Origin of the sequence: Dyella sp. (assembly GCF_035503745.1) — a bacterium.
GTDB lineage: Bacteria > Pseudomonadota > Gammaproteobacteria > Xanthomonadales > Rhodanobacteraceae > Dyella_B.
This window is the reverse complement of sequence record NZ_DATJTC010000038.1, coordinates 38798-58059: the sequence shown is the minus strand read 5'-3', so window position 1 is coordinate 58059 and position 19262 is coordinate 38798. Positions and strand designations below refer to the sequence as shown.

Genomic DNA, 19262 nt, shown 5'->3' with positions numbered 1-19262 from the left:
CAGGAAGGGGCGGATCGGGACGAAGCGGATCATAGGGCCCGCCACCCGGCGCCCGGATGAATGCTGGCGCCGCGTCCATGGCATAACACGGGCATCTGACGGCCCTGGCGCGGGCAAATCACGCCGGCGCACGCCAGCAGTCGGCATCCGGGCGGAACGGGCGCGGCTGGATGCCCAGCAGGCGCGTCATCTCCGCGTTGTCGGCGATCAGATCGACCTCCAGCCGGCCCAGCGGCCCGCGCAAACCCGGCACGCCCCGGCGCGCCAGCCGCAACGACCACGCGGGCAGCGGCAGCGGCACGGTATCCACCGGCAAGCTGCGGCGCACTCTGGCGAACATGTCGCGCGCCGGCAACCGCTCGCCGCCGCCGATGGCAAGAATCTTCATCGCCGCCGCCGCGGTGTCGCATGCAGCCAGCGCCGCGCGCGCCAGATCCTGGGCGTGCACCGGCTGACGCAGGCCGCGCCCGGCCGGCAATGGAAACAAGCGCGTGCGCATGGCGCGCTGCGCGATCGGCGTAAGGCTCTTGTCCAGACCCGCGCCGTAGACCAGGGTCGGTCGCAATACGGTCCAATCGCTGCCGTGCCGCGAGCAGGCGGCGGCCAGCATGGCTTCGCTATCGCGCAAGCTTTGCGCCAGTTCGCGCTCGGCGGGAACGTCCGACGCGCGCTTGCTTTCCGCGCTCATCGAACTGGTGGCGATGATGCGCGGCGCGTGCGGCAGATCGGCGCGACTCAACCACGCGGCCAGCAACGACAACGGTCCAAAGCTGAAAATGGCCGAGACGGACGGCACGGCCGGCACTTCGCCGGGAAGGCTCCCGGTCATCCAGGTCACGCCGGCGCTGTCCTCGTGCGGCAGGCGGCTTAAGGCCACCACCGGTTCGTCGCGTGCGCTCAGCAGCGGCAGCAGATAGTGCCCGACCTGACTGCTCGCACCGAAGACCAGTACGGTCATCCACCGCCCTGCATGCGCACCGTCAGCTGCTGTACGCGCTGATCGTTCGGCATCAGCTTGCGCCCCTGTTCCAGCGACAAGGCCGCGTTATTGCGGTCCCCGCTATCGAGCTGCTGCTCGGCCTGGTCCAGCCATGCGTCGGCCAGCCGCTGGCGCGAGCGCAGCAAGCCGGCATCGCCCGGCGAAAGATTGCTAAGCGCATCGAACAGATTGCCGGCCTTGTTGAGGTTGCCGGCATTGAGTGCCTGGTTGAACTGCTGCTGCACGCGGCCGGACAGCCCCTGCAAACCCGCCAACGCGGCCTGATTGTTGCCATCGATGGCCAGTGCGCCGCGATAAAGGTCATAAGCGCAATCGCCCGGCGGCGACATGATGTCGCCGCGCTGCTCGGCCAACTGCGCCCGCTGCACCATGTTGGCAACCTGCGACTGCTGCTGTGGCGACAAGGTGATCGTCGCCGTGGTGGCCACGGTATCGCCATTGGCGCCTTGCACGGGATTGCCGCCTTGCACCGGTGCGACAGGCTGGCCCAGTCGCGCGCGCGCGGCGACCAGGTCCGCCGAACCGGGGGCCAGCGCCTGCGCCTGGTCGAGCAAGCGCCTGGCCTGGTCGGTATCGCCACTGTCGGTGGCGGCATTGGCTTGCACGATCAAGGCTTCGGCCACCTGACCCAGGCCGGCCTTGGCCTGCGCGTTGTTCGGGTCGATCGCCAGCGCCGCCTTGAAATGCGCCAGCGCCGTGTCGTCGCCATCGCCCACGACCCGGCCGGCACGCAGAGCGTCGTTGCCTTGATTGATGGCATCGTTCAGTGCACCGGAAGCCTGCGCCTGCAGCGCCGACAGCGATGCGCGCAGCGCCGGCAACTGTGAATAGTTGGGGAGCAGCGCGGCCAGACGATCCACGCCTGCCGACGCGGTGGCCAGATCGTTCGCCGTCAGCGCTTTCTGGATCTGCGCCGCCATCGCGTCGCCCGCCTGGTCCATGCCATGGCGCGCCACGGCATTGTCCGGATCGGCCGTCAGCACGCGCTGGTACAGCGCCGCCGCGCCGTCCGCACCATCGAGCTTGCCGTCGCTCAATGCCTGCTGCGCCTGCGCGATGAGGTTGGCCGTTTCGCCCGACGCGACCTGCGCCTTGGCAATGGCCTGGCTCAGGCGATCGACATCGCTGCCGCCGCCCAGCAATTCGCGCGCATTGGTCAACGCCTGTTCGGCGTCATCCAGATGTCCGGCCTGCAAGGCGGCGTCGGCGCGTGCGATCTCCGCGCGCCCCACGTCGTTCAGACCTTGCCGCGCACTGTCGTTATCCGGTTCGAGCGCACGCGCCGCTTCGAACAGCTCGCGCGCGCTGGTGCCGTCGGTGCCATCCAGGTGGCCTTGCTGCAAAGCGACCTGGGCGCGATGCAGCACATCGTCGAAATCCGTGCGCGGCACCAGGCCGCGCAGGCGATTCTGGTTGAGCCACAACCCTGCGATGACCGCCAGCAACGCCACGATCAGCAACGGCATCAGCCAGCCCGGACCGCTCTTCTTGGGTTTGCGCGGCGCAGGGCGGCGGTACCCCGGATCGACCTTCATCCGCGGCAGATCGTCATGGGATTCTGCCGACGGGCGAGGGCGGTCCAGATGATCCAGATCGCCCAGCTTGGGTTCGGTACGGCCTGAATATCCGGGGTCGTTGAGATCGCGATTTCCGCTCATGGCTCGTGAGCTGTCAGGTGAAGGCATGGAGCTTAACATCGCCCCACGCGGCCGCGCTGACGACAGGAAGTTGCGTTCAACTGGCGGCAAGGACAAGGCGCGCGCCACGTGCGCCAGCATCTGGGCCTGGGCCTTGCCCTTGGCCCTTGCTCTTTAGGCTTTTCTGAAAATGCGCACAAAGGGCGCTGCGCTTTCCGGGCCCCGCAGGCGGCGAGTGGACTGGGGACGATAAGGCTCACTGGAGCATCGGCATGGATGCCGATGCCAAATTCGTCAGGGCAGGATGCCCGGTCAGCAAGCCCGGCCCCGACTCACGCCTCGGCGGGCAAGGCAGCCGCTACCCAGCCCCCACCCTGCGCGCCTCCACGACATTGGGCAGTGCCACCAGCCGGTCCAGCAACGCCGACAACTGCTCGAAGTCGCGCACGCGCAACGTGTAGCGCATCTCGACCTCCCCCGTCCGCGCAAACAGCCGGCTGGAGGAAGCGATGATGCCTACGCTGGCATTGCTGATCACCCCCACGACATCCTTTTGCAAACCCTTGCGGTCATAGCCATTGAGCTGGATCGTCACCTCGTACGCCTGTGCTGCGGCTTGCCCCCAGCTCACCTCAATCACCCGATCAGGGTCGCGCCGCGCCAACCGCGCCAGGCTGGTGCAATTGGCGCGATGCACCGATACGCCGCGCGTACGCGTGATGAAACCGCGCACCGGGTCGCCCGGCAGTGGCTGGCAGCAACGCGCCAACACCGTCAGCAGGTTACCCACGCCTTCGATGCTGATCGCGCTGTGATCGAACACCGTCGGCCGGGCGGCCAGCGGTACGCTGGGCGGCTCCGGCGGCCATTGCGATTCCTGCAGCACGCGCGCCACCTGGCCGGGGCTTATTTCGCCGAGCGCGAGCGCAATCAGCAGTTCGTCGTGCGTCTGCAGATTGAACAATGCCGGCAACTTCGCCATCTCCGCATCCGGCATCGCCAGGCGTTTGAGTTCGCGCTCGAACAACGCGCGCCCGGCGGCAAGATTGGCCTCGTGCGCGCTGCGGCGGAACCATGCGCGCACCTTGTCGCGCGCGCGGCTGGTGTTGAGATAGCCATGGTGCACCGACAGCCAGTCGCGGCTGGGCTCGGCAACCTTGGCGGTGAGGATTTCCACGCGGTCGCCGCTGTGCGGCTGGTGCGTCAAGGGCACGATGCGGCCGTTGACCTTGGCGCCGCGGCAACGGTGCCCCACCTCGGTGTGCACGTGGTAGGCAAAATCGAGCACCGTCGCGCCATGCGGCAGATCGATGACCTCGCCGCGCGGCGTGAGCACGTAGACGCGGTCTTCCAGCAGTTCGGTCTGCAACTCTGCGGCAAGTTCTCCTTCGTCGCCGCGCGGCTCCAGCAACTTGCGCATCCAGGCGATCTTCGCCTCGAAATCCGCGTCGCCGCTGCCGCCTTCCTTGTAGCGCCAGTGCGCCGCCACGCCCAGCTCGTTGGCGTGGTGCATGTCGTGCGTGCGGATCTGCACTTCCAGCGTCTTGCCATGCGGTCCGATGACCGCCGTGTGCAGCGAGCGATAGCCGTTGCTCTTGGGCCGCGCGACGTAGTCGTCGAACTCGCCCGGCAGGTGCGGCCATAACGCATGCACCACGCCAAGCGCGCCGTAGCAATCGGCGACCGAATCCACCAGCACGCGCACGGCGCGGATGTCGTAGAGATCGGAGAACTCCAGCGCCTTGCGCTGCATTTTCTTCCAGATCGAAAAGATGTGCTTGGGCCGCCCGGCCAGATCCGCACGGATGCCCTCGCGGAGCAAGGCCTCGCCCAGTTCACCCAAGGTTTCGCGAATGAAAACCTCGCGGTCGCCGCGGCGCTCGTCCAGCAGCTTGGCGATACGCTTGTAGGTATCGGGCTGCAGATAACGAAAGGCCAGATCTTCCAGCTCCCATTTCAGCTGCCAGATACCGAGCCGGTTGGCCAGCGGCGAATGGATGTCGCGCGTGAGCCGGGCCAGCTCCTGCCGTTCGTTCTCCGGCAGCGTGGCGGCCGCCCGCATCCGCGCCAACTGGCGCGCCAGCAGGATGAACACCACACGCAGGTCGCGGATGATCGCCAGCAGCAACCGCCGCAGCCCTTCGGAGCCGCCCTCAGGCGGCCGCTGCGCGTGCAGCGCCCACACGCGCTCGGCCGCCATCTGGCCGGCGACCAGGCGCTGTAATTCGTCCCCCAGTGCCGGGCCGCGCTGCTCCCACACGGGCGGGTGGCGGTGGGCGATGTCGAACCACAGCGCCGCCGCCTGCGTGTTTGCGTCGCAGCCGAGCATGGCCAGCAGATCGAGCACGTCGCCGCACTCGCGTTCGTTCACCCCATTGTGCGCGCACACCGCCAGCACGTCGGCCAGCGAGGCGGGCAGCGAGCCCGCACGCGACTGCCACGCCGCGAAGTGCCCGGCAGCGGTGGTGGTGGCGTGAACCATGTTGCGTGTTCCCTTGGTGTCGCGGCATGCGCATCATGCCGGGCGGACGACCAGCATAACGCCAGCCGGCGGCCACGGGGGTAGGCTCAGCGTATGGCTTCCAAGGCCCTGGCCAGCCGCTTGGCCGACACGGGCTCGGGTGTTTTCAATTCCTGTGCAAACAGCGAGACGCGCCATTCCTCGATCAGCCAGCGCAACTCCTCCAGGTCTTCGCTGCCGGCGGCACGATGCTTGAGGTATTGGCGCCAATACGGCAACACCTGCAGCATGCGCTGCTGGTCTTTGCCCGGGTCCTGGCGCAGTCGTTCGGCGCGCAGGCGCATGGCTTTGAGGTAGCGGGGGAAATGCGCAAGCCGCGCGGTCGAAAGCTCGCGCAGGAAGCCGGGCGCCAGCAGGCCATAGAGCTGTTCGTTGAGATCGTCGTAACTGGCGCGCGCAAAACCCATCAGCGGCGGCTGCAACCATGGCTTGAGATCGGCCTGCGCCTCGATCACCGGTTCGGCCAGCTTGAGGCGTTCGACCGCCGCGCCGAACAGCTCGCGCGCGGCATGCGCGCGCAGTGCCTCGAAGGCCGCCGCGCTGCGCACGTTCATGTCGTGGATGGCCAGCAGATCGATAAAGCCGCCTTCGACCAGGTCCTCGCGCAGGCCATCGATGCTGCCCAGTGGGGCGTACTTCAGCGACAGCGCATTGGCGATCGGCAGGCGCCTGCGCGCCTGTTTCATGTCGCTGGACAAGGCATGGCGCAACAGCCGCTCCACACCCTTGAGGTGCACGGCCGTCGCTTCGTCGCGGCGTTCGAACACGCGCAGCGCCACCGCGTCGCCGAGGTCGACCAGGGCGGGAAAGGCGAGCAGGCCGCCCTCGGAACGCACTTGCTCGGGGATCTGCTCGAAGTCCCAGGCGGTGACGTCTTCGCGGGTAAGCTCGATATCGGTCTTGCGCGAGAACGCCTCGCGCGCCTGGCCTTCCCATTGTGCGCGCAGCGCGGCAAGATCGCGTCCGCTGCCGAGCGTGCGGCCGTTTTCATCGTGCAATCGGTAGCGCATCGCAAAGTGCGGCGCCAGCGCCACGCTGGCGAAGTCGTCCGCACCGATCTCCACGCCGGTGGTACGCCGCAGGAACGCGGCGAGTGCCTTGTGCAACGACTCCTCGCGCGGCGTTTCCGCCTCGACGAAGGCGCGCGCGAAATCGGGCGCGGGCACGAAATTGCGGCGCAGGGTCTTGGGCAGGCCGCGAATCAATTCCGCCACTTTTTCGCCGAGCAAGCCGGGCACCAGCCACTCGCAGCGCGGGGCGGGCAGTGCGTTGAGCATGGCCAGCGGCAGGTGCAGCGTCACGCCATCGGCATCGTCGCCGGGCACGAACCGGTATTCCAGCCGATAGCGTTGCGGCGGCAGCTGCAGCGCGGCGGGAAACGCCTTGGGATCGAGCCCCGCGCCGCCCACCATCACATCGTCGATCGACCAGCGCAGGGCCGCCTGCTCGGCCGGACGCGCACGGCGGTACCAGGCATCCAGTGCACGGCTGCTGGCGATCTCTTGCGGCATTTTCCCGCGGAAAAAATCCACCAGTTCGTCTTCGTGACGGATCAGCCCCTCGCGCCGCTGGCGCGCCTCGATGCCGCGCGCGTCGTCGAGCACGCGCTGGTTGGCGCGCACGAAATCGGCGCGTGCATCGATGTCGCAGCGCGCCAGCGCCTCGCGCAGAAAGATGTCATGCGCCTGGGCGGGATCTTGCTGCTGGAAGGTCACCGGCCGGCGCTCGGCCAGCACCAGGCCGAACAGGCTGACTTGCTCGTAAGCGACCACGGTGCCGCGCTTTTTCGACCAGTGCGCATCGCGACAGCTACGGCGCAGCAGTTGCGCGGCCTGCTGCTCGATCCACAGCGGCTCGATGCGCGCGCACATCATGCCCCACACGCGGCCGCCGACGTCGAGAATCTGCGCGGCGAAGACCCAGTTCGGCGGGGTCTTGACCAAGGCCGAGCCGGGAAACACCTGAAAGCGGCGCTCGCGCGTACCGCGGTAAATGCCTTTTTCATCCTTGTGGCCCACTTGCGTGGGCAGCCCGGCGAGCAGGCTGCGGTGGATGGCCTCGTACTGCCGCTCACCCTCATCGCGGCTCCCGTCCCCCTCGGGAAGGAGGGTTGGGGCGAGAGGCCCGGGTTCATCCGCACGTTGGCCCGGGCGACGTTTACGCGGCGCTTTGACCGCGGCACTCGATCCGCCGCGCAAGGGTGCGCCCTGATCCGGACTTTCTCCCTGGGACGCTGGCGAAAAGCGCCAACCAAGCTCCTGCACCACCAGCAGCAACTGCCGATGCAATTCGCGCCATTCGCGCATGCGCAGAAAACTGAGGAAGTGCCGCGAGCACCAGTCGCGCAGCTTCGACTGCGTCAGTTCCTCGTGCGCGCGGTCATACTCGCGCCACAGATTCAACACTCCCACGATGTCGGACTTCGGATCGGCGAAGGCCGCATGCGCCGCGTCGGCCTGCTGGCGCGCGTCGGCGGGACGCTCGCGCGGATCCTGGATGCTGAGGAAAGCCACCACCACCAATAGCTCGCGCAAACTGCCCAACGCTTGCGCCTCGACCAGCATGCGCGCCAGTTGCACGTCGATCGGCAACCGCGCAAGCGAGCGGCCGATCGCGGTGAGCGCGCGCGCATCGTCGATCGCGCCGATCTCGGCCAGGCGGCGGTAACCGTCGGCGACCACGCGCGGATCGGGCGATTCGAGGAACGGAAAGTCGTCCACCTCGCCCAATTGCAGCGACAGCATGCGCAGGATCACATTGGCGAGCGAGGAGCGCAGCAGTTCCGGATCGGTATACGCGGCACGTGCGGCGTAATCGGCCTCATCGAAAAGGCGGTAGCAGATGCCCGGACCCACGCGCCCGCAGCGTCCCTTGCGCTGATCGGCGGCCGCCTGCGCGATCGGTTCCACGTGCAAGCGCTCAAGCTGGCTGCGCTGGCTGTAGCGCTTCACGCGCGCGGTGCCGGTGTCGATCACGTAGCGGATGCGCGGCACGGTCAAGGAGGTTTCGGCCACGTTGGTGGCCAGCACCACGCGCCGCTTCGGACCCGGCTTGAACACGCGATCCTGATCGGTGGCGGACAGGCGCGCATACAGCGGCAGGATTTCCGTCTCGCGGTACTGCCGCCGCGACAGCAACAGATGCGCATCGCGTATCTCGCGCTCGCCGGGCAGAAACACCAGCACGTCGCCGCGCGGGTCCTCGTGGGTGATTTCATCGAGCACCGCGGCGATGTGCTCGGCGCTGCCCTGCTGCAGGTCGCCGCTACGCTGGCCGCGGCGCGCTGCCGTGTCCTCCACCGAACGCCAGCGCACCTCCACCGGATAGGCACGCCCTTCCACCGATACCACCGGCGCGTTGCCAAAGTGCTCGGCGAAGCGCGCGGTGTCGATGGTGGCGGAGGTGACGATGATTTTAAGATCCGGCCGCTTCGCCGCCAGCCGCTTCAGGTAGCCAAGCAGGAAATCGATGTTGAGGCTGCGCTCGTGCGCCTCGTCGATGATGAGGGTGTCGTAGGCCGACAGCCACGGATCGCCCTGCGTTTCGGCGAGCAGAATGCCGTCGGTCATGAATTTGACCAGGCTCTGCTCGGATACCTGATCGGTGAAGCGCACCTGGAAGCCGACCTTGTCGCCCAGTTGCGTACCCAGCTCCTCCGCCACGCGGCGCGCCACCGAGCGCGCAGCGAGACGGCGCGGCTGGGTGCAGCCGATCAGCCCCGCCTCGCCGCGTCCGGCGGCCAGACACAACTTGGGCAGCTGCGTGGTCTTGCCCGAGCCGGTTTCACCGGCGATCACCACCACCTGGTGATCGCCAATCAGCTTGACGATGTCCTCCGCGCGCGCGGTGATCGGCAGCGATTCGTCGAGCCGGATCGGCGGCTTGGCCTGCGCGCGCCGTTGCCGCCGCGCGGCGGAGAGGGCGATGTCGGTGGCCAGCGCCTCCAGCTTGTTGCCATCGGGACGGCGCGACAAACCGCGCCAGCGGCCGAGCAGGCGGCCAAAATCGCGGCTGGAAACCAGTTCCAGCGATTGGCGCAGTGCGCGCAGGCGGGTTTCCGGGGAAACGGGCGACGTGGGGGGAATCGAATCATTCATGCAGACGCCCATGATAGCCGCAGGACCTGGCCATCACCGCCCCCGCCGATCTCCAGCGCCACCCGCGCGCCGCGATGGAAGGTGACCGGCGGTGCGCGATCGAGCTGCCGACCGGGTCACCGGCCGCTTGAAGAAACCGCCTGCATGCTGCCCTCGCTACAGAAAGCATCCTGTGGCGACGCCGCCGCCTTTGCCGCCCGCGCCGGGGAAGGAACCGCCCGTGTCCGCGCGATGGGCGGCCAGGCGCATGCGCGCCTGGCGCGGGCATGCCCGATCCCAAATGGACGTCCAAACGAATCGGGCGTCCCCGCCTGCATCGAAAACGGCGGCGCCATTGGAACCTCATCTCGTCGTGACGACAGTACGCCGCATGCAGCGCCGCATCACGCGACATCGACAGGCGTGCACGCTTGTTCCGTTGCGGCGGCGCCTCGCGCACCGGAGGAAAGGCGAGCCGCCGGCACCGCTGCCCTGTGTACCGGAGCCATCGATCGACCAGGCCCCTGCCCCGACGCCGTGTCGCCGCCATCGGCGGCCCGCCGCCGTTTCCCGCCCCCGGCCGCGCCACCCCTGACCTCGTGCTGACCGCTCCCATCGCAATTTATTGAGCCCGCTACCATTAATTGGTTAAGCTCCCCGGGCTTCATGTGCCTCGAAAGAGGCCATCCTGACGGGGATTTTCTTGAGCGCCACACCCACCCAACCCAAAACCTGGCCGTCGATTTTCACCGCCATCCTGCTGGCTCTGGTGGTCGCCGCGCTGAATATCGGCCTGTGGTGGTGGAGCAATCTCCCGAACGGTCCGGAAGACTGGCACGGCCAGTTCAACGGCTTGTCGGTATCGCTCTACCAGCGCTACCAGAGCCCCTTCACGTTCGATTTCCCCAGCGACCAGGAGATCGACAGCGACCTGAAGCTGCTGCGCCGCTATACCGGCCGCATCCGCACCTATTCGATGCAGGAAAACCCCCAGGTCATTCGCCTGGCCCAAAAAGAGGGCCTTAAGGTCATGGCCGGGGCGCAGATCGACACGCGCCTGGACAACAACGAACGGGAGATGGATACGCTGATCGCCATGTCGCGCCGCTATCCGGACACCATCGAGCGCGTGATCGTGGGCAATGAAACGCTGTTTCGCCATGACCTGCCGATCGACAAGGTGATCGCCTACCTCGACCGCGCCCGCGCGCATATCCGCCAGCCTGTGTCGATCGCCGAGCCGGAGTACATCTGGCTGAAATACCCCCAGCTTGCCGACCACGTGGATTTCATCACCATCCACCTGTTCCCGTTCTGGAACGGCATCGCGGTCTCGCAGGACCCCCGGCAGGGCGCGGTCAGGGCGGCCGAAGACAGCTACACGATGATCCGCGAGCGCTTTCCGACCAAGCATGTGGTGGTCGGCGAAATCGGCTGGCCCTCCAATGGCGACCGCCACCAGCACGCCTATCCCTCCGTATCCAACGAAGCAATTTTCGACCGCGAATGGCTGATCTGGGCCAAGGCCCACAACGTCGATTACTACCTGCTGGAAGCGTTCGACCAGCCCTGGAAGGAAAACCTCGGCGAAGGCCGCACCGGCGCGTACTGGGGCATCTTCAACGCCGACCGCCAGCTGAAGTTCCCGTTCACCGGCCCGGTGATCGAAGACACCAGCTGGCCGTGGAAAGCGCTGGCCGCCAGCCTGCTGGCGCTGGTGCCGATGATCTGGTTCGGCATCGGCTTCCGGCGCTTCCGCCTGCTGGGCCGGCTGTTCTTCGCCATGCTGATCCAGCTGGCCTGCGGCCTGATCGTGTGGTCGGTGACCCTGCCCTTCAATTTCTACCTCGACTGGATCGACTGGAGCATGCTGGCGCTGCTGTTCCCGGCGCAGGTGGCGATCCTGTCGATCCTGCTGATCAACGGCTTCGAATTCACCGAGGTGCTGTGGCGCCGCAGCTGGATTCGCCACGCGGGCATGCTTGAGCCCGATCCGGTCGAGAAGCAGCCCTTCGTATCCATCCACCTGGCCTGCTACAACGAGCCGCCGGAGATGGTGATCGTGACGCTCGATTCGCTGGCCGCGCTCGACTACCAGAACTACGAAGTGCTGGTGATCGACAACAACACCAAAGACCCGGCGATCTGGAAACCGGTGCAGGAATACTGCGAAAAGCTCGGTACGCGCTTTCGCTTCTTCCACCTGGAGCCCTGGCCGGGCTTCAAGGCCGGCGCGCTCAACTTCGGCCTGAAAGAGACCGATGCGCGCGCCGAGGTCGTGGCGGTGATCGACGCCGACTACGTCGTGCGCGCGGACTGGCTGGCCGCCCTCACCGGCTATTTCCACGATCCGAAGGTAGCCGTAGTGCAGTGCCCGCAGGCGCACCGCGATTTCGAGCACAACCGCTTCCGCCGCATGACCGCGTGGGAATACGACGGCTTCTTCCGCATCGGCATGCATCACCGCAACGAGCGCAACGCCATCATCCAGCACGGCACCATGACGATGGTGCGCCGTACCGCGCTGGAAGGCACCGGCGGCTGGTCGGAGTGGACCATCTGCGAAGACGCCGAACTGGGCCTGCGCCTGATGCACGCCGGCTACGAGCTGGTCTACGTCGATGAACTGATGGGCAAGGGCCTCACCCCCGCCGATTTCAAGGCGTACAAGAGCCAGCGCTACCGCTGGGCCTTCGGCGCGATGCAGATCCTCAAGGGCCGCTGGAACTGGATGGTGAAGAAAGGTCCGCTGAGCAGCGGCCAGCGCTTCCACTTCCTCACCGGCTGGTTCAGCTGGTTCGCCGATGCGCTGCACCTGATCTTCACGCTGATGGCGATCTTCTGGACCGCGGGCATGGTCGGCCTGCCGCAGACCTTCAGCCTGCCGATGGAGCTGTTCCTGGTGCCGGTGATCGGGTTCTTCTTCGCCAAGGCGATCTTTGGCTTCGTGCTGTACCGCGCGCGCGTGCCATGCAACTGGTACGACACCATCATGGCGTCGCTGGCCAGCATGAGCTTGAGCCACGCGATCGCGCGCGGCATCCTGCACGGCCTCACCCGCCAGAAAACCTCGTTCGTGGTGACCGCCAAGAGCCGGCGCCTGGGCGGCAGCAACTTCGCCGCGTTCGCGCCGGTGCGCGAAGAGTTGCTGATGTTCTGCGCGCTGATGCTGTGCATTATCGGCATGTCGATGAGCCCCTTCTCACGGTTCATCGAAGGCCAGTTGTGGATCTTCATCCTGGCCGCACAGTCGATCCCGTATTTTTCGGCCATGGTCGGTGCGTGGATCGCGCACAGCTCGGGCGACGCGCCGGGCTGAGGCCCTCGCCATCCTCAGGACACCCTCTTGCGCATGCGAGAGGGCATATCGCCCCGAGTAAGCCTGGATACCTTTCGCCGCTCCCCGCGATCGGCTTCGCCCGGCGCGCACCTGAAAACCACAGGATGCCCAAGGGCGAACGACCCGCCCGGAAATAAGCGCAGACTTAAAGATGCTCTGATTTATTCTTCGCAGGTGTCACCCGCACCATAAATTGACTAGATGGGGTGATGTCCAGAAGGCCCCCTGCGAAGAATAAATCAGAACATCCTTAATACACGGTCCACGCGCAACTCGCTAAGCTGCACCTTGCGATGCCGACACGAGGATGGAACCCCGACGCATGCGCCGGATGTACCGCTACAACCTGGCTGTGCTGTTGCTGCTCCCCACGCTGAGCCACGCCGGGGTGCAATTGGTCGTGGATGGCGTGGACGATCCGCTCAAGGCCGCCGTCGTCGCTGGCGTCAGCCTGTCGCAATACGCCGCCCGCGAGGCGAGCGAGGCGCAGGTTCGCCGCCTCTACGAGCGTGCCGACGCCCAGGTGCAAACGGCGCTGCAGCCCTATGGCTACTACGACGCTCGCGTCACCGGCAAACTCGAACAGGTCGGCAAGGATTGGCGCGTCACGCTGCACGTCATCCCCGGCCAGCCGGTGAAGGTCGCCTCGGTGCAGATCCAGCTCGATGACGCCGCCGCAAGGCTCGCGCCGATCCGCACCGCGCGCCGCGGCATCGAAAAGCTCAAGGGCCAGCGGCTGGACGACAACGCCTACGACAGCGCACGCGATGCGCTGAGCCAGGCCCTTACCGCCCATGGCTTCCTCGACGCGCGCCTCACCGTGCACCGGGTAGAGGTCTACCGCGCCGAACACACCGCCGATATCCATCTGGCCTGGGTGGTCGGACGCCGTTACAAATACGGCAAGGTGCACTTCGAAGGGTCGCAGTTCAAGGAAAGCTTTCTCGATCGCTACGTGCCCTTCAAATCCGGCGATTATTTCGATCAGAACCAGTTGCTGAAATTCCAGCAGGCGCTCAATGGCGCGGACTATTTCTCAATGGTCAACGTGATGCCGCAAATGGACAGCGCCAAGAACGGCATCGTCGATATCGACGTCGAACTGGCGCCGGCCAAGCGCACCATCTACACCGCCGGGCTGTTCGTCGGCACCGATACCGGCATCGGCGTTCGCGGCGGTATCGAAAAACGCTGGGTGAACAAGTACGGGCACAAGTGGAAAAACGACCTGGTGCTGGCGCAGCGGCTGAAAATGGCCTCTACGCAATACACCATCCCCCTGCCCGGCGACAACGAGCGCAGCCTCAACGTTGGCGCGACCTATCGCGACGCCAACACCGTCACCTCGCAATCGCGCACACTGGAGCTGGTGGCCAACGAAAGCGAGCTGTGGCACAACTGGGTGCGCACGGTCGGCCTGCATGCACTGTCAGGCACCTTCTCGGTCGGCAAAACCCCCGACGAGCCGGAAAGCACGCCGGGCGTCGAACATGGCAGCAGCACGCTGGTTTATGCCGAAGGCTCGCTCACGCGCAAGCAGGCGGACGACCTCGACTTCGTGCGGCGCGGCTGGTCGCTCAACTTCACCGTACTCAGCACCGCCGACGAGTTGCTTTCGTCGGCACGTTTCAGCCAAGTCACCGCCGACGCCAGATGGATCCGCGCGTTCTGGCGCAACAACCGTTTGATCCTGCGTGGCAGCTACGGCCATACCTGGACCAACGACTTTGCCTCGCTACCGCCGCAGCTGCGCTTCTTCGCCGGCGGCGACCAGTCGATCCGCGGCTATGCGTTCCAATCTGTCGGCCCGGAAAACAGCTATGGCCGCGTGATCGGCGGCACCAACCTGGCGATCGCCAGCGCCACGCTGGAGCATTACTTCACCCCACGCTGGGGCGTCGCCACCTTCATCGATGCCGGCAACGCATTCAATGGCACCAACGTGCAGCCCAAGGTCGGCGCCGGTATTGGCGTACGCTGGCGCTCGCCGGTCGGCTTGATCCGGGTCGACGTAGGCACGCCCGTCAACGATGCGCAACGCCATGGCGTGGAACTGCATCTGGTGATCGGGCCGGACCTGTGAGGCACATGTGAACAGCACACCCGCACCCGCTCCTCGACGCCGCCGCTGGCTACGCGCCATCGCGCTGCTGGCGCTGGCGACGCTGGTATTGCTCTGCGGCGGCGCAGCCTGGCTGCTGTGCACCGGTGCAGGCCTGCGTTTTGCCTTGGCGCGCGCGCAGGACGCCACGCATGGCGCGCTTGAGGCGCAACAAGCGCAGGGGCGCCTCATCGGACCGTTGGACATCGGCTCGCTGCGCTACAGCGATGGCGAAGGCACCGACGTCGCCATCGCCCACCTGCACCTGGATTGGCATCTCGCCACACTGCTCTTCAAACGCCTGCACGTCACCCAGCTGCGCGTGGACCGCATCGACGTCATGCTACCCACGTCGCAGGCACCGTCGTCATCGGGCAGCTTGTCGCTGAAGCCGCCGCTGGCGCTGGTGCTGGACGACGTACACGTCGGACCGGTGACGGTCATGCGCAATCATCAACCCCTGTTCGCCTCCGACCAGCTCGACCTCGCCGGCCGTTGGACCCGTGCCGGCATCGCCGTGGACCGGCTGGCACTGCGCGCGCCCGATGGCTATGTGCATTTGGATGGCCAACTCGGCATCGGCCGGCGCTATCGCGGCAAGGGGCATGCACAAGCGGCGTGGAAGGTCGGCGGCATCGACTACGCCGGCGACATCACCGCGCAAGGCGACGGGCGCAAGGCGCAGTTGCAACTGTCCTTGACCGAGCCGATGCTGGCGCAATTGCAGCTCAGCATCGACCAGCGCAAGGACAACTCGTGGAGCGGCAAACTCGACGTACCGGCGTTCAACCCCCAGGCGCTGCTCGGCGATAGTTCAATCACCCGCCTTGGCGCAAACCTGCAAGGCAGCGGCGATGACCATGCCGGCAGTATTTCCGGCTCGCTGGCGCTCAACGACTATCGCCTGCTGCTGCAGCCGTTGCAGGCGCAACTCGACCATGACTTCAACACGCTGACCCTGCAACGGTTGCAGGTTGCATCGCCGCAGATCAAAGGCACGATCGATGCCACCGGAAGCGTGCAACTGGATGCCCATCCCATCAGCGCCGATCTCGCCATCGACTGGAACGGCCTCGAACTGCCCGCGAGCCTGGTCGGTCAAACGCTGGACAGCCAGGGGCACCTCATCGCCAAGGGCAGCGCCGAGCGCTATCACGCCGAAGGCGACATCGCGATCGGGCCGCCGGGCAAACCGGCCAAGCTCGCCTTGAATCTCGATGGCACGCCGCGGCAGATCCAGCTGCGCACGCTCGATTTGCTGCAACCGCAAGGGCGTCTCGCGGCAAGCGGCGAGCTGACATTGCAACCGCTATGGGGCTGGCACTTCCAAGCCACCGCCAGCAAGTTCGACCCGGGCCAATTGTTTGCCGCCTGGCCGGGCCTGCTGGACGCGGACTTTGCCACCGAGGGCCTGCTGAGCAAGGACAAACCCGATGTGACACTCGATCTGCGCAAGCTTGAGGGTACGCTGCGCCAACGACGCCTGCACGGCAGCGGGCACCTGCACCTGTCGCCGAACGAGGTGGTGGACGGCGCGCTGGAACTTGCCTCCGGCAACAGCAGCGTAAAGGTCGTCGCACGTGCAGGCGAACGCAACGATGCCGACGTCACCTTGGCGATCGCATCCCTGGGCGACTGGCTGCCGCAAGCCGGCGGGCAACTGGATGGACGCTTTCAAGTCCGCGGCGCGTTTCCAAAACTTTCCGTCGACGGCAACCTGCAGGGCCGGGCACTGGCGTGGCAGGGGCAGAACGCAGGCCGGTTGCAACTGCAAGCCAACATTCCGGACATCACCACCCCGGGTGGAAAACTTGCACTGGATGCTTCCAGCGTCGAACTGGGCGGTCTCGCCTTTGATCAGATTCGGGTGAACGGCCAGGGCACCGCCGCGCAGCACCAACTCACACTGCAGGCACAGGGCCGGCCGCTCTCCGCTTCGCTCGCGCTGAGCGGCTCGCTGAAAGATGCGAACTGGAACGGCACGCTCTCGGCGCTCACGCTCGACCTGCAAGGCCTGCCGCGCTGGCGGCTGCAACAGGCCACGCGGCTGGGCTGGAACCAGGGCGCCGCAAGTCTCGGTTCGCTCTGCCTTACCGCCGGTGACCCCTCGCTATGCGTCAGCGGCACGCAGGACAAAACCGGCAACATCGACGCCAGCTACCAGTTGCATGCGGTGCCGCTGACGCTGGTGATGGATGCGCTGGGCAACGCCGACATTCCCGTCAGCGCCGAGGGTACGCTGCAAGGCCAGGGCAAGCTCCATCGCAACGCCGCCGGCACACTCACCGGCAACGCAACGATCACTTCGCAGCAAGGCCGCATCATCTACCGCGAACATCCCAATCAACCCGCACTCACCTACGACAACCTCGCCGTGAATGCGACGCTCGCGCCGGGTCATCAACAGGTCACGGTGCATGCGGGCATCGACGGCAGCGGCCAGGTGGATGGCCAGGCTACCGTCAGCGGCGCTCAGCAAGCGCTCGCCGGTCAACTCCGCCTGCATCTGGACAACCTGTCCTTCATCGAACTTTTCACTGACGAAGTGGCAAACGTGAAAGGCCGTCTGGACGGCAATTTCCGTTTGGACGGCAGCCTGCAGGAACCGGCCATTACTGGCCAGGCCAGCGTGATCGACTTCGCGGCGGAAGTGCCCGACGCGGGTCTCAAGCTAACCCAGGGCCGCGTGACGATCAGCGCCGCCAACACGCGCGAGCTGCGCATCGATGGCAGCGTGCAGTCGGGCAAGGGTTCGGTCACGCTTGCCGGCGTGGCGGGCCTGGATGCGCAGACGCCCACCACGCTCACCCTGAAAGGCAGCCAGTTCACCGCCGTTGACATTCCCGCCGCGAAAGTCATTGTTTCGCCCGATGTGTCGGTGCGCCGCGATGCGCAGGGGATCAACGCCACCGGTTCGGTCAAGCTGGACTCGGCCGACGTCAATCTCGACAAATTGCCGGGCAGCGGCGTCAACAAAGCCTCGCCCGATATCGTGATCGTCGATCAGCCCCAGCAGCCGGCCAGCGGCAACGCGATGCCGATCAATGCCTCGATCAGGGTTGACCTGGGCCAGCACACTCACCTGGCAGGCATGGGACTGGACGGACATTTGAGCGGCGTATTGACCGTCAACGAACGGCCCGGCCGCCAGACCACCGGACAAGGTCAGATCAGCGTCAGCGGCACCTACAAAGCCTATGGCCAGAACCTCAAGATCCAGCAAGGACAATTGCTGTTTGCCAGCACGCCGATCGACAACCCCGGCCTCAACATCAAGGCCGTGCGCAGCCTCACGCCCAACGCCACCATCGATCAGGGCCAGCAGGTCGGCCTGCAAATTTCAGGCACCGCGCAACGGCCGGTGTTGACGGTGTTTTCCAATCCGCCGATGGAACAGTCCGACGCGCTCTCCTACCTCGTCACCGGCAAACCGCTGTCGCAGGTGAAAGGCGGCGAAGGCAATACGGTCAATGCCGCCGCGCAGGCGCTGGGCTCGGCCACCGGCAACTATCTTGCCAAGAACGTGGGCAGCAAACTGGGCATCAGCGACATCGGCGTGTCCAGCAGCGACGCACTCAACGGCAATTCCGCCTTCACGGTGGGCAAGTATCTGTCTCCGCGGCTTTATCTCAGCTACGGCGTGGGGCTGTTCGAACCGGGCCAGGTCATCACCTTGCGCTATCGCTTAAGCAAGCGCTGGAACTTCGAAGCCCAGAACGCCACGGATTTCAACCGCGCCAGCCTCAACTACCGTATCGAAAAGTGATCGGCCGCGCTCCGCTCATGCTTTGTGCACCGCGCATGTACAGGCTTGCGCGTGATAACGGCCCGTAAGTTCCACCGTGCCATGCTCGCCGTACATGTCGTGCGGCCGGGCCCAGTCGCCAAGGCTGTGATGCGGGCCGTGTTCCGCCCGGCCCTTCGGCGCGATGTCGAAGAAACCGTAGATGCCGAGAAAACGCTCGCAACCACGGCCGAAGGCGGCATAGGTCTGGAAAATCTGACCGTCTTCGTCGCGGTAGAACACGCTGTCGCCTGAAAGATCCTCCAGGCCTGGATCGCATTCGCGGAAGTTGTAGAACGCCGTTTTCGTGCGCACCTGCTCCGGCGTGAACGACACGTTGAAGTCGTAGTTGAAATCGCTGCGATAGGAGGACACAAACGGGAATTGCCAACCCATGCGCTGGCGCAGCACTTCGATTTCCTCGATCGGCGCGCGGGCGATGGCGACGTAGGAAAGATCGTGATGCTGCATATGCGTCAGAATCCCTTGCACATGATCCACCTCCAGCGCGCAGCCCACACAGTGATGCTGTTGCCCCGGCGACAGCATGTAGTGTTTGACGAACAGCTGGCTGCGTCCGCCGAAGAGATCGGACAAGGTCAGCGTTCCTGCCGGACCATCGAATTGGTAATGCTTGTCGATCCTCACCCATGGCAGGGCGCGCTGTGCGGCACTGAGCTCATCGCCGCGACGCATGTGTTCCTTTTCTTTGACCATTAAGGCGCGGCGTGCTTCCAACCATGCTTCGCGCGAAACCACTTGGTGATTCATACCTGTCTCCGATGGAATCCATGTCAAGGTCG

Annotated in this window: 8 protein-coding genes; 3 read left to right on the top strand and 5 right to left on the bottom strand. The window is 65.9% G+C overall.

From position 1 onward, the window contains the following. Positions 1 to 118 precede the first annotated feature (118 nt). The 4 genes from VME63_RS15325 to hrpA all read right to left on the bottom strand — a co-directional run bounded on the left by VME63_RS15325 (position 119) and on the right by hrpA (position 9255). The gene (locus VME63_RS15325; RefSeq protein ID WP_325434221.1) at positions 119 to 958 is read right to left on the bottom strand and encodes an SDR family oxidoreductase; all 840 of its coding nucleotides are present in this window, start codon (positions 956 to 958) and stop codon (positions 119 to 121) included. Then, positions 955 to 2658: a hypothetical protein gene (locus tag VME63_RS15320; RefSeq protein WP_325434220.1), complete on the bottom strand. Its 1704-nt coding sequence runs from the start codon at positions 2656 to 2658 to the stop codon at positions 955 to 957. The genes VME63_RS15325 and VME63_RS15320 overlap by 4 nt, the downstream gene beginning before the upstream one ends. 337 nt (positions 2659 to 2995) lie before the next feature. Further along, a complete protein-coding gene (locus VME63_RS15315; protein WP_325434219.1) occupies positions 2996 to 5119 on the bottom strand; it encodes a bifunctional (p)ppGpp synthetase/guanosine-3',5'-bis(diphosphate) 3'-pyrophosphohydrolase in 2124 nt (707 codons plus the stop codon). Positions 5120 to 5205: 86 nt separating this feature from the next. Beyond that, positions 5206 to 9255 carry an ATP-dependent RNA helicase HrpA gene (hrpA, locus tag VME63_RS15310; protein ID WP_325434218.1) on the bottom strand — a complete coding sequence of 1350 codons (4050 nt, stop codon included), beginning with the start codon at positions 9253 to 9255 and terminating at the stop codon, positions 5206 to 5208. A gap of 682 nt (positions 9256 to 9937) precedes the next feature. Here hrpA and VME63_RS15305 point away from each other — a divergent pair. From VME63_RS15305 to VME63_RS15295, 3 genes are all read left to right on the top strand, one after another. Then, positions 9938 to 12553, top strand: a complete 2616-nt coding sequence (locus tag VME63_RS15305) for a glycosyltransferase family 2 protein (protein WP_325434217.1) — start codon at positions 9938 to 9940, stop codon at positions 12551 to 12553. Positions 12554 to 12896: 343 nt separating this feature from the next. Beyond that, positions 12897 to 14657 (top strand): autotransporter assembly complex family protein, encoded by a 1761-nt coding sequence (locus VME63_RS15300; protein WP_325434216.1) that lies wholly within the window; start codon positions 12897 to 12899, stop codon positions 14655 to 14657. A gap of 7 nt (positions 14658 to 14664) precedes the next feature. Next, entirely contained in the window at positions 14665 to 18441 is a 3777-nt protein-coding gene (locus VME63_RS15295) for a translocation/assembly module TamB domain-containing protein (RefSeq protein WP_325434215.1), read from the top strand. Positions 18442 to 18456: 15 nt separating this feature from the next. Here VME63_RS15295 and VME63_RS15290 read toward each other — a convergent pair whose 3' ends face one another. Beyond that, positions 18457 to 19230, bottom strand: a complete 774-nt coding sequence (locus VME63_RS15290; RefSeq protein WP_325434214.1) for a thioredoxin family protein — start codon at positions 19228 to 19230, stop codon at positions 18457 to 18459. Positions 19231 to 19262: the final 32 nt, after the last annotated feature.

Coding starts and splice junctions, on each gene's coding strand:
- VME63_RS15325 (WP_325434221.1), bottom strand. CDS start 958: ATGACCGTACTGGTCTTCGGTGCGAGCAGTCAGGTCGGGCACTATCTG.
- VME63_RS15320 (WP_325434220.1), bottom strand. CDS start 2,658: ATGAGCGGAAATCGCGATCTCAACGACCCCGGATATTCAGGCCGTACC.
- hrpA (WP_325434218.1), bottom strand. CDS start 9,255: ATGAATGATTCGATTCCCCCCACGTCGCCCGTTTCCCCGGAAACCCGC.
- VME63_RS15290 (WP_325434214.1), bottom strand. CDS start 19,230: ATGAATCACCAAGTGGTTTCGCGCGAAGCATGGTTGGAAGCACGCCGC.
- VME63_RS15315 (WP_325434219.1), bottom strand. CDS start 5,119: ATGGTTCACGCCACCACCACCGCTGCCGGGCACTTCGCGGCGTGGCAG.
- VME63_RS15300 (WP_325434216.1), top strand. CDS start 12,897: ATGCGCCGGATGTACCGCTACAACCTGGCTGTGCTGTTGCTGCTCCCC.